Genomic DNA, 13,030 nt, shown 5'->3' on the forward strand with positions numbered 1-13,030 from the left:
ACCCTGTGGGAGCGGGCTTGCTCGCGAAAGCAATATTTCAGCCGACACATAAGTTGCCTGACACACCGCTTTCGCGAGCAAGCCCGCTCCCACAGGTCTTTGTGTTGCCTGGATAGGTGTGGTTATTCAGGTGGATCGAGCCGATCCAGCGCCCGGTTCACCGCCAGTTCACCCAGCATGATCACCTGCGCAATACCCAACAGCGCATTGCGACTCGTCCCCTCCAGATGATCCACCAGATCGTTGGCCATGACATTGGCCGATGCCAGCGACTCGCAGGCATGCACCAGCAAGGTTTCGGTATTGAGTTCGGGATTGACGATGAACATGGTGCTGGGCTTGCGCGGCGTCGCCATGATCTGGGGGCCGGGGTTGAGGTCGTAATCGAGACTTTCGCACGGGGATGCCGGATCGGTGTCCGGCGGGTTGGGTGTGACCTTGAACATAGTGAAACTCCTTGTACCGTAAAAAGGAGCCATCACTCTCACGCTACCAAACGTAGGGTGGTGGCCATACGCAGGTTGGTAGACCGGGTACAAGGAAACCGGCGCGCCCGAAGACGCCCTGTGCATGACCACCATGTAGCAGCAGAGCAGAAAAACGCTGCTGATAGTGACGCGTTGCACCTTGTAAAACCGGGCTACCAAACCCGATCACTGCTTTTTTTCAGCGACCGGCCAACGATAAAACCCAGCCCCAAGGCGCACAAGCCGGCGGATTCTGGCGTACCTGTAGGCAACGACGCAAGGTGTTGTAGCTTGCGGGAAGTAACGCTGACAGCGACTAAACACGAACATCTCAGCCGTGAATTTACGCGATCCACTGCGTTGAAATTCTTAGGGAAGCGGAGGAAATATCCGACGTACTTTTAAGGTTGGCGGTCGGAAGCGTGAGTATTAACTTGGCCGCTCTCAATATTCAGGGTGAAACGATTACATGCGCGAGACAAGGGTCGACAAAGTCAATTGCCCGGATGGCGACATTTGGCGTTATGATCACGTCAAATGTCGCATGGAGGTAATCGGTATGCCCGCCGTCAGATCCACAGAAAATAAAGTCGTTGGGACGGAGACAAAGCGTCTCGCCCGCAAGCCGACTGAGGTGCTGCTACATGGCCGTAGTGGCGATACGCGCATGTTGATCATCCGATACACCCAGGAAGGCTTTGATCTGAGCGACGTCAGGGACATGATTTCCATATCCGGCCTGTACATGGAACACGACCTTGTTCAGCGCATTACCGGGAAATCCCTCAGAACTGTGCAGCGCTTGGCAAAGGAGACCCAGCCAGTTCGGCTGAACCAGCAACAAAGCACCGTCGCCTTTCAGTTTGCACAGGTACTCGAGCACGCCATCAATGTGTTTGGCGATCAGCAGTTGGCTGAGGACTGGCTGAGAAAACCCTGCAAGTACCTGGAGGGTCATATTCCGCTGGAACTGATCGACAACTCGCTGGGTTTCCAGGTGGTAGAGGACTATCTGACCCGAATTGAACATGGGGTTTATCAATGAATCCTTTGCCTTGGGATGGGAAGTGGCACGCCTGGCGTCTGGACCGTGCAGTTTTCAAGGACTCATGGGATAGCGGCATTGGTGCGCAACAATCCGGCGGCCGATGGAACCCTCCTGGCCGTCGGGTTATTTACGCTTCGGCTGACCCAGCTACTGCGATTTTAGAAGTCGCCACCCACGCAGGCTTCGATACGCTCGACAGGGTGCCTTATGTGCTGACGTGTTTCGAAGTGCTGGATTCGAATGTCATCAAGGTTGTTCAGCCCGAAGATGTGCCGAACCCGAACTGGCTCATTCCGTCTGAACTTTCACCCAATCAACAGCATTTTGCTGATGAGCTACTGGCCGAACACCCATTCGTGCTTATCCCGTCTGCGGTTACCCGCCACTCCTGGAACCTGCTGGTAAGTTGTGATTTGGCAGCGGATCAATTCAAGCTTGTTTCGCAGGAGCGTTTTGGACTGGATACCCGCTTACTGAAATGAATGAGAGTGTCGACCTTGCCCATCAGAACCTCAAATGTAGCCAGTCGCGTGTGATCTCTACACTTCACACCCACTGAACACCTGCTCCACTTCCCTCCTATCCCCCAAGGGATATATACACCGCAAAACCCCCATTGCTAGTTTGGCCCCCGACGCACTGATTCATCACTGCAAGGGAGCCCGCCTCGTGAACAACAGCGTGAACAACACCCCGCCAAGCGATATCGAATTCTGCAATGTGGTCAAACGCTATGGCGAGGTGCAGGCCGTCAGCGGTCTGGATTTCGCGGTGCGGCGTGGCTCGTTTCATTCCTTTCTCGGCGGCTCGGGCTGTGGCAAGACCACCACCCTGCGCATGATCGCCGGTTTCGAACAGCCCACCAGCGGCGAGGTCCGTCTGGCCGGCAAGAGCGTGGCCGGGGTGCCGGCGTTCGAGCGGCCGGTGAACATGGTGTTCCAGCATTACGCGTTGTTCCCGCACCTGACCGTGGCGCAGAACATTGCCTACGGCCTGCGCTATCGCAATCCGCGCCCGGACAAGAAACAGCAACTGCGCGTGGCCGATGAAGCGCTGGAGATGGTCCGTCTGAGCGGCTTTGGCCAGCGCAAGCCGAGCGAGCTTTCCGGCGGCCAGCAACAGCGTGTCGCCCTCGCCCGCGCTCTGGTCAACAAGCCGACGGTGTTGCTGCTCGACGAGCCGCTGGCCGCGCTGGACCGCAAGCTGCGCAAGGAGATGCAGTCGGAGTTGCTGCGTTTGCAGCGCGAGGTCGGCATCACCTTCGTGCTGGTCACCCATGATCAGGAAGAAGCCCTGTCGATGAGCGACAGCATCAGCGTGATGCACAACGGTTCGATCATCCAGACCGCCACCCCGGAGCAACTCTACGAAGCCCCGGCCAGTCGCTACGTGGCTGACTTTATCGGCGAGTCCAACCTGTTCGACGGCACCGTGCGCCAGCTCAACGGCAACTCGGTGGTGCTGCGTACCGAGCAGGGCCTGGAGCTGACCAGCCCACTGACGCCCACCGGCAAAGGCCTGAGCGCCAATGCAGCCGGTTGCATCGCCGTGCGCCCGGAGTTGATCAGCATCGCCAGCGCCAACGCCGAGATGGCCCGGGAAGTGAAGCTGCAAGGCTGTGTCGAGGACCGCATCTACCTGGGTAACTCAACCGAATACCGCGTGCGCACCCAGGCCTTCGGCGTGGTTTGCGTGCGGGTGCCGCGCCAGCAGGACCACGGTGCCAATGCATTCGAACACGGCGCGCCAGTGCGCGTCGGCTGGGATCACGCCAATGGGTTGGCCATGGCGTTGTAAATCATCGATTCGTTTCATCAACCGGATGTGGAGCGTGCTATGGACCAGAAGACTTTTATAAAAACCCTGCGCAGCTGGCAGAACGGCTCGATCAGCCGCCGCGAGTTCCTTGGCCGCACCGGCCTCGGCATTGCCGCCGCCGTGGTCGCGACCAACATGCCCGGCCTGTTGACCTCCAGCGCCGAGGCTGCCGAGCAAACCAGGCTCGGTGATCGCCTGTCGCTGGCGACCTGGCCGAACTACCACAGCCAGGACAACCTCGACGCGTTCAGCAAGACCACCGGCGCCCGGGTGTCGATGAGTGTTTTCGGCTCCAACGAAGAAATGCTCGCCAAATTGCAGGCCGGCGGCAGCGGCTGGGACGTATTGGTGCCAACCAACTACACCATCAGCACCTACGTCGGGCTGGGTCTGATCGAACCGCTGGACCTGTCGCGCATTCCCAACTTCGACGCCTCGGCGTTCCAGCAGAAGTTCATGGCCCAGGGCACGGTGGACGGCAAGGTCTACGCAGTGCCGAAAAACTGGGGCACCACCGGCATGCTCTACGACACCGGCAAACTGAAAAACGGCCCGACCAGCTGGAAGGAATTCTGGGTCGCCGCCCAGGGCCCGGCCAGTGGCCGCACGATGGTCCACGACTACCAGTTGACCGCCATCGGCAATGCCCTGAAAAGCTTCGGCTACAGCTTCAACTCCCTGGACCCGAAAGAACTGGCCGACGCGGAAAAGCTGCTGATCGAGGTCAAGCCGCACCTGTTCGCGATCAACTCCGACATCCAGCCGTCGATGCGCAGCGGCGATGCCTGGCTGGCGATGTCCTGGACCGGCGACGCTTCGCAACTGCACCGCGACAACGCGCAAATGCAGTTCGAACTGGGCAAGGAAGGGGGTGAGCTGTGGAGCGACTTCTTCGCGATTCCCAAAAGCTCGGAGCACAAGGATGCCGCCTACGCCTTCATCAACTATTTGCTCGACCCGCAGCACAACAAGCTCGAAGTGCTGAGCCACGGCTACCCGAGCGGCGACAAGCGTGTCGACGCACTGCTGCCGGTGGCGATGCTCGACGATCCGATCATGTACCCGGCCGCCGAGGCCCTGAGCCCGCTGGAGTTCGGTGCCGCCGCGACGCTCACCAGCCCGGCGCGCGCCGAACTGATGGCGCGTTTCAAGTCCGCCTGATCGCTTGAACATGGCCAATGAGGAGTCACCCATGAATGCCGCCGCCCACCCGCAAACGGTGCAGCCGGGCCATGCCCTGTCGGCCGAGGTTCGCCAACGGCGCAGCCTCGGCCGGCGCATCACCCTGCTGATGCTCTTGCCTTCGACCCTGTGGTTCTTGCTGCTGTTGTTGATGCCGCTGGTGATCATCCTGGTCTTCAGCTTCGGCGAGCGCAGCGCCGTGGGCGGTTACGCCGGTGGCTTCACCCTGGCCAACTACCTGAACCTCGGTTCTCGCGGCGCAGCGTTCAGCAACACGCTGATGCTCGCGCCGCTGGGCACTTTGGTGTGCCTGGTGGCGGCCTATCCGCTGGCGTACTTCCTCGCGGTCAAGGTCACCAGAAACCGCTCATTGCTGCTGACCCTGGTGATCGTGCCGTTCTGGACCAGTTTCCTGATCCGCACCTACGCGTGGATTTTCATCCTCAGCGGCAAAGGCATTCCGGCACTGCTGGCCAGCCTGGGGCTTGAGGATGTGCGGCTGATCAACACGCCGTGGGCGGTGCTGATCGGCATCGTCTACGGCTACCTGCCGCTGATGGTGTTCCCGATCTACGTCAGCCTGGAAAAACTCGACAAGCGCCTGCTCGAAGCCTCGGCGGACCTGGGCGCCAGTGCCTTCGAAAGCTTTCGCCGGATCACCCTGCCGCTGTCCGCGCCGGGGATCATCACCGGGGTGATGCTGGTGTTCATCCTGCTGATGGGCGAGTTCCTGATCCCGGCCATTCTCGGCGGCGGCAAGGTGTTCTTTGTCGGCAACGCGCTGGTCGACCTGTTCCTGCAATCGCGCAACTGGCCGTTCGGCAGTGCACTGGCCATGACGTTGGTGGCGATGATGCTGCTGATCATCGGCGTGTACTTGAAACTGGTGGCGCGCTATGGCGGCCGCCCTGCCGACGGAGGCCTGTGACATGTGGCTGCGCAGCTATTCGACCTCACTGTACCTGTTCCTCTATGCGCCGATTGCCTTGATCGTGCTGTTCAGCTTCAACGCCGGGCGCAGTGGTCTGGCCTTCCAGTGCTGCTCGGTGCAATGGTTCGGCACCGCGTTCGGCAACCCGTTCATCATGGAAGCCCTGGGCAACAGCGCACTGATTGCCGCAAGTTCCGCGGTGATTGCCACGCTGTTCGGCACCCTGGCGGTGTTCGGCCTGCAACGTACCGGGCCCAAGGTGCGCCTGCTGTTCGATGCGCTGACCTATTGCGCGATCATCGTGCCGGGCATCGTCATCGGTATCTCGACGCTGATTGCCTTCATCAGCCTGTTCGACCTGATCAACCCGCTGCTGGCGAGCTGGCTGCCGACTGTGCCGAAGCTGAACATGGGCTTCTTTACCGTGATCGCCGCGCACTCGCTGTTCACCATGGCCCTGGTGATGGTGATCGTGCGCAGTCGCGTCGATTCGCTGGACAAGGCCTTGCTGGAAGCGTCGGCGGACCTGTACGCACCACCGATGGACACTTTCTGGCGGGTGACCCTGCCGCAGATCAGCCCGGCGATCATGGCCGGGTTCCTGCTGGCGTTCACCTTCAGCTTCGACGATTTCATCATCGCGTTCTTCGTCGCCGGCTCCGAAACGACGTTGCCGATCTACATTTTTTCCTCCATCCGCCGCGGCGTGACGCCAGAGATCAACGCAATTTCCACGGTGATCATCTGCGTGTCACTGGCCCTGCTGTTCACTTCCCGCCATCTGCAGAACCGCCGCACCGGCGTCCAGGAGTCGCACCATGCGTGATCAGCTCTACATCAACGGCGAATGGGTCAGCCCGGATCTGGGCGGCTATCTGGACGTGATCGACCCGGCCACCGAACAGGTCTTCCACCGTGTCGCGGCCGGCACCGAAGAAGACGTCGACCATGCCGTGCGTGCGGCCCGTCGCGCCTTCGACAATGGCTGGAGCCAGACCAGCGGCGCCGAGCGCGGGCAATGGCTGGAGGCGCTGGCCGATGAACTGGAAAGTGGCCGGCAGGCGCTGGCGGAACTGGAAGTTCGCGACAACGGCAAACCCTTGCCCGAAGCGCAGTGGGACATTGGCGATGCGATTGGTTGCTTTCGTTACTACGCCGGTCTGGCCCGCGATCTCGATCAGCAACAGGACCAGCCGCTGGCATTGCCGGATGAGCGTTTCCGCTGCCGCATCCGCCACGAGCCGATTGGCGTGGCCGGGCAGATCATTCCCTGGAACTACCCGCTGCTGATGGCCGCGTGGAAGGTGGCGCCAGCCTTGGCCGCCGGAGCCACGGTGGTGTTGAAACCGTCCGAGCTGACGCCGCTGACCGCCCTGGAACTGGTCGCCGCCGCCGATCGTATCGGCCTGCCAGCCGGGGTGTTGAACCTGGTCACCGGCCTCGGCGCCGACGCCGGCAGCCCGCTCACCGAGCATCCGGGCGTAGACAAACTGGCCTTCACCGGCAGTGTGCCCACCGGGGCGAAAATCATGTCGGCGGCGGCGCGGGACATCAAGAACATCAGCCTGGAACTGGGGGGTAAGTCGGCCTTCATCGTGTTCGATGACGCCGATGTCGACGCCGCCGTTGAGTGGATTCTGTTCGGGATCTTCTGGAACCAGGGTCAGGTGTGCAGCGCCACGTCACGCCTGCTGGTGCAGGAAAGCATCGCCCCGCGCCTGATCGAACGGCTGGTGGAGGAAACCCGCAAGATCAGCATCGGCCCGGGCATGCAGCCCGGGGTTCTGCTGGGGCCGCTGGTGAGCCAGGGCCAGTACGACAAGGTGCTCGGTTTCATCGACCAGGGCTTGGCCAGTGGCGCCCGTTTGCTCACCGGCGGACGGCGACCGGCGCATCTGGCTGAAGGGTATTTCATTGAGCCGACAATCTTCGACGAACCGGGGCACAGCAGCATTCTGTGGCGCGAAGAAGTGTTCGGCCCGGTGCTGTGCATCAAGCGCTTCAAGACCGAAGAGCAAGCGGTGCAAATGGCCAACGCCAGCCGCTTCGGCCTGGCCGCCGCCGTGATGAGCGCCGACTTGCAGCGCACCGCCCGGGTCGCCAACCAACTGCGCGCCGGGATCGTCTGGGTCAACTGCTCGCAACCGACCTTCGTCGAAGCACCTTGGGGCGGCATGAAACACAGCGGTATCGGCCGGGAACTGGGGCAATGGGGGTTGCACAATTATCTTGAGGTCAAGCAGGTGACCGAGTACGTCAGCGACCAGCCGTGGGGGTGGTACCTGAAATAAACAGTCAACTTCCCACAATTATTCTCTGCACCACACAATGACTGCGCTCACCGCCGCCCCCTGTGGGAGCGGGCTTGTGGCCAGCCGTGGGATTGGCGATCACTGAAGATCAAAACTGTGGGAGCGGGCTTGCCCGCGAAGAGTCCGGTACATCCAACATTGATACCGCCTGACACGCCGCCTTCGCGAGCAAGCCCGCTCCTACAGTTCCACTGGCCAGCAGGCTTGTGACAACGGGTTATCTACGCGTAACTTGAATGACCTGCCCTGCAAGACACGCCGGAGTTGATCAATGCGCATTGCTTTGCTGTCCGACATGCACCTGTCCGTCAATACGATCCCGTTTCCCGAAGTGGATGCCGATATTGTCGTGCTCGCCGGGGATATCGCCCGGCCGGCCAAGGCCATCGAGTGGGCCAGGGCCTGCCCGGTTCCGCTGCTGTACGTGGCGGGCAATCACGAGTTCTATGGCAGTGACCTGGTCTCCACCTACGAACAGTTGAACAGCCTGGCGCAAGGCACGCAGATCCACATTCTGGAACGTTCGGAGTACGTCCACGACGGCGTGCGTTTTCTCGGTTGCACCTTGTGGTCTGACTATCGTCTGCTCGACAGCCCTGAGGATCGAGCGCTGGGCATCGACTTGGCGACTCAACTGATCCGCGACTTCAGCCACATCAAAATCGCCCCCGACTTTCCAGACCTGTTCACGCCGGCCATTTCCCAGCTGGTGTTTCTGCAGACGGTCGCCTGGCTGCAAGACTGCTTCGCCCGCGACAGCAGCACACCCACGGTGGTGGTCTCCCATTTCGCCCCGACACGATCGAGCATCGGCCCGAGCTTTGCCGGTTCGCCGGTCAACTCAAGCTTTGTCTCGGACCTCGAAGCGCGGATCAAAGACTGGCAGCCGGCACTGTGGCTGCATGGGCACACCCATGGCAGCTTCGATTATCGGGTGGGCAACACCCGCGTGGTCTGCAACCCTCGGGGCTATGCCAAGAACGGCATCAATGAAAATCCCGATTTCGATGATGCCTTCGTGATTGATCTGGATTTCTGAGGTAACTCCCGGGTCAGCAGCACCGCGTATTGCACTTGCCCCGGCCGAAACGCGCTTCCTGGCGTTCGCGGAAAAACGCCTCATAACTCATCACTGGCTCGCCCGGACGGTTGCGGGCCATTTGTGCCACGTAGTTGTCGTACTCGGGAACGCCGACCATCAATCGGGCGCTCTGGCTGAACAATCTGGCGACCTGCTGCAGTTTGCGGAACATGGCGGATCTCTCTGTGGGCGTGGAAACTGGCCCATGAAACCGCGCTCATGTATCTGCAATGTGTCCAGATCAGGCGCCTTTGTATTTTCAAGTATCCAGGCTCGCGCCCGATGGACCGCCGGCAACCCGCTACACTTTCCTCGCTCCGCCGCTGCACCGAAGCGGCCAAGACCCCTGACTTCTGATCTGGAGGTATCCCATGAGCGACAGCAGCGAACTCACCACCTTTACCGGCTGGGCCGCCACGACAGCGGGCGCGCCACTGGAACGCTACAGCTACGATCCCGGGCCGTTGGGCAACGATGAGGTGGAAGTCGCCGTGGAATATTGCGGCGTCTGCCACTCCGACCAGTCGCTGATTGACGACGACTGGGGTATCAGCCGCTACCCGTTCATTCCCGGCCATGAGGTGGTCGGCCGTATCGTGCGGATGGGCGCCCAGGTGCGCGGCCTGGAACTGGGGCAACGGGTGGGTATCGGCTGGTACAAGGGCAGTTGCATGCATTGCACGTCCTGTATCGAAGGCTCGCATAACCTGTGCAGCACGGTGCAACCGACCATCATCGGCAGCAACGGCGGCTTTGCCGACCGCATCCGCTCACACTGGGCCTGGGCCCTGCCGATCCCGGCCGGACTCGACCCGGCGATGGCCGGGCCGTTGTTCTGTGCCGGCTCGACCGTGTTCAACCCGCTGGTGGAATTCGGCATCAAGCCCACTGACCGGGCCGGCGTGGTGGGCATCGGCGGCCTTGGTCACCTGGCGCTGCGCTTTCTCAACGCCTGGGGCTGCGAAGTCACGGCGTTCACCTCATCGCTGAGCAAGCAGGACGAAGCCAGGCGCCTGGGCGCACACAAGGTGGTCGCCTCGACCGATTCCGATGCGCTCAACGCCATTGCCGGCACTCTGGATTTTCTCCTGGTCACCGCCAACGCCAACCTCGACTGGACCGCCATGCTCGCCACCCTGCGCGGCAAGGGGCGCCTGCACTTTGTCGGCGTCGTGCCCGACGCCATTCCGGTCCACGTGTTCAACCTGATTCCCCAGCAAAAAACCATGTCCGCCTCACCGGTCGGTTCCCCCGCCAACACCGCAGCCATGCTGGAATTCTGCGCCCGCCACCAGATCCTGCCGCAGGTCGAGATGTTTCCCATGAGCCGGATCAACGACGCCATCGATCACTTGCGCAGCGGCAAGGCGCGCTACCGCGTGGTGCTGGACGCCAGCCAGTGACAAGCGACGAGCGGAGAAAAAGAACGCGGTCCCCTGTGGGAGCTGGCTTGCCAGCGATGGTCGTCAACGAAAACGCGTGTGAACTGGATAAACGCGGCGCGCTTGAGCCCATCGCCAGCAAGCTGGCTCCTACAGGTTCCCGGGATTGCGTGAAGGACCTTTTTAACCCTCAGGGATTGGCTGCCTGCGCCGGCACCATTGGCATATACGGGTCGTTCCAGCTGAACCGATAGGCTTTGCCGGCTTCTGGCGGCAGGCATTTGCCGTTGTCGGCATCCGCACCCACGATCGACCAGTTCGCCCGGGAGTTCTCGCCCAGTTCACGGGCCGCTTCGGCTTTGAAACACTGGTTCAAAACATCATCCGGCACCAAGGCGTAGGCCTTGGAGTGGTCGCGCAGATACAGCGCGGCCTTCTCGATGGACGAGTTATCCATGCCGAAATGCACGATCGGCTGGCGGGCGAACAACCAATGCCCCTCCTCCCAGTTGACCAGCACCAGATCGGCGCCCTGGGTCATGGTCGCGGCCTGGGTCATGAGCACCTGATCAACGTTGGTGCCGTCCTTGAGCGGTTCGATGAAACCCCGGGCGAACCACAACGCGAACCAGGTCGCCGCCAGTGCCGGGAACACCCGACGCAAACGCGGGTGCCGTTTGAACCAGCGCTTGAGCAGCCACGGGATCAACGGCGCGGCGACCAGCACCAGCCCCGGCAGCGCCGGGTAAATGTACAACTTGCGCTTGCCCGTGCTGATGCAAAAAAACAGCACCACCAGCACGACCCAACCCAGCAGTACCAGGACCCGGCCATCGCGCTTTTGCAACTGCCGGCGCCAGGCCGGCACCAGCCATGGCAGTACCAGCACCAACGGCAGCCAGTACTGCGGAATCACGTTGGTAAAGAAGTACCAGAACGGCTCGCGGTGATGCCACGCGGCGGCATAGCGGCCGGCGGTCTGGTGCAGGAGAATTTCCCGCGCATAGGCCACTTCGTCGGCGCTGCCATTGAAGATGATGGACAAGGCCAGGGGCAGCAGCCAGATCGCAATCGCCGCGAGCATCAGTGCAACCCCGAGCAACCACTTGCGCGCCTCGCCGGGCATCGCCACCACGCCGGGCCAGCCTTTGCGTACTGCATAGGCATAAGGAATCAGCAACAACGCCGGCAGAAAACCCACGCCTTTGGTGATCACGCCAATGCCCATGGCCGCACAGCCAGCGTAGAACCAGCGCCACGCAGGCCCCAGCAGCAGGTGTCGCGCCAGGCCGTACAGGCCCAGGGAGGTGAACAGAATCAACAAACTGTCGATCTGACCGGTGCGCAAAATGCTGTAGGTCTGGTACGTCGCCAGGTACAAGAGCGCGGCGTTGCGCCCGGTACGCTGGGTCCACAGTCGACGGCCCAGGTCATAGACCATCGCCGTGACCGTCACCGCCGAAAACAGTCCCGGGATATAAAGGGCGATGTTGGGCTTGCCGGTCAGCCAGGTGAAGAACGCCACCGCCCACATGAAAATCGGCGGCTTGTCGCCGTAGATCTCGGCGGCCCGGTGCGGGATCAGCCAGGAACCGTTCTGCAGCATCTCCAGCGCGACGCCGAGAAAACGCTCTTCGTCCACATTCTGCGCCTGACGCAAGCCCATTCCCGCGCCGATCAGCAACAGGGCAAGCAGCATCAGGCCCAGGCACTCGACCCTGGGCGACAACGATCTACGCATTGCTTATTCCTTTACGCTTCTGCTTTTGGCGATCAATTGCAGGTTGCGAAAATAGACGAGGGAGCCAAAGGCCTGCCCGACGATGAACACCGGGTCCTGGCGGTAAATGGCATAGGCGAGCAACAAGGTGCTGCCGACGATGCTCAGGTACCAGAAGTTGGTCGGGATCACGCTGCGTTTCTTGTACTCGCTGTACAGCCACTGCAAGACAAACCGCCCGGTAAAGGCAACCTGCCCGGCAAAACCGACCAGCAGCCAGAGGGTTTCACGGGTCAGAATCATCCTTCGAGCTCCTGGGCCTGGGTATTCAGGCGCGTGCGTTTGATCAGCCACCAGACGCCGATCAGGTCAAGAATGCCGACCAGCGCGCGGTCGAGGTTGCCGTATTTCGAGACCCCGGCCGTGCGCGGCCGGTGGTTGACCGGGTGCACGATCATGCGCCCGTTATGACGCTGGATCAGCGCCGGAATATAGCGATGCATGTGGTCGAAGTACGGCAGGCGCAAGAACGCCGCGCGCTCGATCAGCTTCAGGCCGCACCCGGTGTCCGGGGTCGCGTCCTTGAGCAGGCGCCGGCGCAGGTTGTTGGCGAACCGCGAGGCGTAGCGTTTGCTCGCGGTGTCGCGGCGATTGACCCGGTGCCCGGCCACCAGCTGCACATCGACCTTTCCCGGTTCGCCGCGCACCAGCGCGAGCATGCCGGGGATGTCCGCCGGGTCGTTCTGGCCATCGCCATCGAGGGTCGCCAGCCAAAGCCCGCGAGCCTCGCGGGCGGCGTGGTACAGCGAGGTGCTCTGCCCCAGCGACCGCTCGTGATGCAGGATGCGCAAGGTGTTCAGGCCGTTTTGGCGAATCTGCCGCAGTTCCTGCAGGGTCGAATCGGTGCTGCCGTCGTCGACCACGATGATTTCGTAAGCCTCATCGGCCAGTGCCACGCGGATTTCCTCAAGCAGTGGCTTGAGGTTGTTCGCTTCGTTCTTGGCGGGAATCAGTACGGATACAAAAATGTCTTGGCTCATGGGGTCTCTCTCGCCTTTTTTGATTTTTTCGAGATCAGAGGCGAACGCT

The 13,030-nt window shown here is 61.5% G+C and carries 14 protein-coding genes; 9 read left to right on the plus strand and 5 right to left on the minus strand.

Annotated features, from left to right (window positions below):
* Positions 1-122: 122 nt before the first annotated feature.
* On the minus strand, positions 123-446 hold the full coding sequence (locus tag AC07W4_RS19245; protein ID WP_277537235.1) for a DUF6124 family protein: 324 nt from the start codon (positions 444-446) through the stop codon (positions 123-125).
* Positions 447-1,026: 580 nt separating this feature from the next.
* Here AC07W4_RS19245 and AC07W4_RS19250 point away from each other — a divergent pair.
* The 8 genes from AC07W4_RS19250 (at position 1,027) to AC07W4_RS19285 (ending at position 8,797) form a co-directional block, all read left to right on the plus strand.
* Positions 1,027-1,512 (plus strand): Xre family toxin-antitoxin system antitoxin, encoded by a 486-nt coding sequence (locus AC07W4_RS19250; RefSeq protein WP_495033580.1) that lies wholly within the window; start codon positions 1,027-1,029, stop codon positions 1,510-1,512.
* The gene (locus tag AC07W4_RS19255) at positions 1,509-1,997 is read left to right on the plus strand and encodes an RES family NAD+ phosphorylase (protein WP_095945699.1); all 489 of its coding nucleotides are present in this window, start codon (positions 1,509-1,511) and stop codon (positions 1,995-1,997) included. The genes AC07W4_RS19250 and AC07W4_RS19255 overlap by 4 nt, the downstream gene beginning before the upstream one ends.
* A 187-nt stretch (positions 1,998-2,184) precedes the next feature.
* The gene (locus tag AC07W4_RS19260; protein WP_495033581.1) at positions 2,185-3,312 is read left to right on the plus strand and encodes an ABC transporter ATP-binding protein; all 1,128 of its coding nucleotides are present in this window, start codon (positions 2,185-2,187) and stop codon (positions 3,310-3,312) included.
* 39 nt (positions 3,313-3,351) lie between these two features.
* Positions 3,352-4,494: an ABC transporter substrate-binding protein gene (locus tag AC07W4_RS19265; RefSeq protein ID WP_495033582.1), complete on the plus strand. Its 1,143-nt coding sequence runs from the start codon at positions 3,352-3,354 to the stop codon at positions 4,492-4,494.
* 31 nt (positions 4,495-4,525) lie between these two features.
* Entirely contained in the window at positions 4,526-5,443 is a 918-nt protein-coding gene (locus AC07W4_RS19270) for an ABC transporter permease (protein WP_102670073.1), read from the plus strand.
* 1 nt (position 5,444) lies between these two features.
* On the plus strand, positions 5,445-6,272 hold the full coding sequence (locus AC07W4_RS19275) for an ABC transporter permease (protein WP_495033583.1): 828 nt from the start codon (positions 5,445-5,447) through the stop codon (positions 6,270-6,272).
* A complete protein-coding gene (locus tag AC07W4_RS19280; protein WP_495033584.1) occupies positions 6,265-7,737 on the plus strand; it encodes an aldehyde dehydrogenase family protein in 1,473 nt (490 codons plus the stop codon). Before AC07W4_RS19275 ends, AC07W4_RS19280 begins: the two co-directional genes overlap by 8 nt.
* A gap of 292 nt (positions 7,738-8,029) precedes the next feature.
* The gene (locus AC07W4_RS19285) at positions 8,030-8,797 is read left to right on the plus strand and encodes a metallophosphoesterase (RefSeq protein ID WP_495033585.1); all 768 of its coding nucleotides are present in this window, start codon (positions 8,030-8,032) and stop codon (positions 8,795-8,797) included.
* Between the two features lie 13 nt (positions 8,798-8,810).
* On the opposite strand, the gene AC07W4_RS19290 is transcribed toward AC07W4_RS19285, so the two are convergent.
* Positions 8,811-9,011 carry a YbdD/YjiX family protein gene (locus AC07W4_RS19290; RefSeq protein WP_429398793.1) on the minus strand — a complete coding sequence of 67 codons (201 nt, stop codon included), beginning with the start codon at positions 9,009-9,011 and terminating at the stop codon, positions 8,811-8,813.
* Positions 9,012-9,210: 199 nt separating this feature from the next.
* Here AC07W4_RS19290 and ahr point away from each other — a divergent pair, with 199 nt between their 5' ends.
* Positions 9,211-10,242: an NADPH-dependent aldehyde reductase Ahr gene (gene ahr / locus AC07W4_RS19295; protein ID WP_495033586.1), complete on the plus strand. Its 1,032-nt coding sequence runs from the start codon at positions 9,211-9,213 to the stop codon at positions 10,240-10,242.
* 169 nt (positions 10,243-10,411) lie between these two features.
* Here ahr and AC07W4_RS19300 read toward each other — a convergent pair whose 3' ends face one another.
* The 3 genes from AC07W4_RS19300 to AC07W4_RS19310 are packed head-to-tail and all read right to left on the minus strand — an operon-like array spanning position 10,412 to position 12,981.
* Positions 10,412-11,962, minus strand: coding sequence for an ArnT family glycosyltransferase (locus AC07W4_RS19300; protein WP_495033587.1), 1,551 nt, complete (start codon positions 11,960-11,962; stop codon positions 10,412-10,414).
* A 3-nt stretch (positions 11,963-11,965) separates the two neighbouring features.
* Complete coding sequence (locus AC07W4_RS19305; RefSeq protein ID WP_008052904.1) at positions 11,966-12,244, minus strand: lipid-A-disaccharide synthase N-terminal domain-containing protein; 279 nt, start codon at positions 12,242-12,244, stop codon at positions 11,966-11,968.
* Entirely contained in the window at positions 12,241-12,981 is a 741-nt protein-coding gene (locus AC07W4_RS19310) for a glycosyltransferase family 2 protein (RefSeq protein WP_495033588.1), read from the minus strand. Before AC07W4_RS19310 ends, AC07W4_RS19305 begins: the two co-directional genes overlap by 4 nt.
* Positions 12,982-13,030: the final 49 nt, after the last annotated feature.

The sequence above is a fragment of the Pseudomonas sp. GW821-FHT02A08 genome (assembly GCF_059422045.1).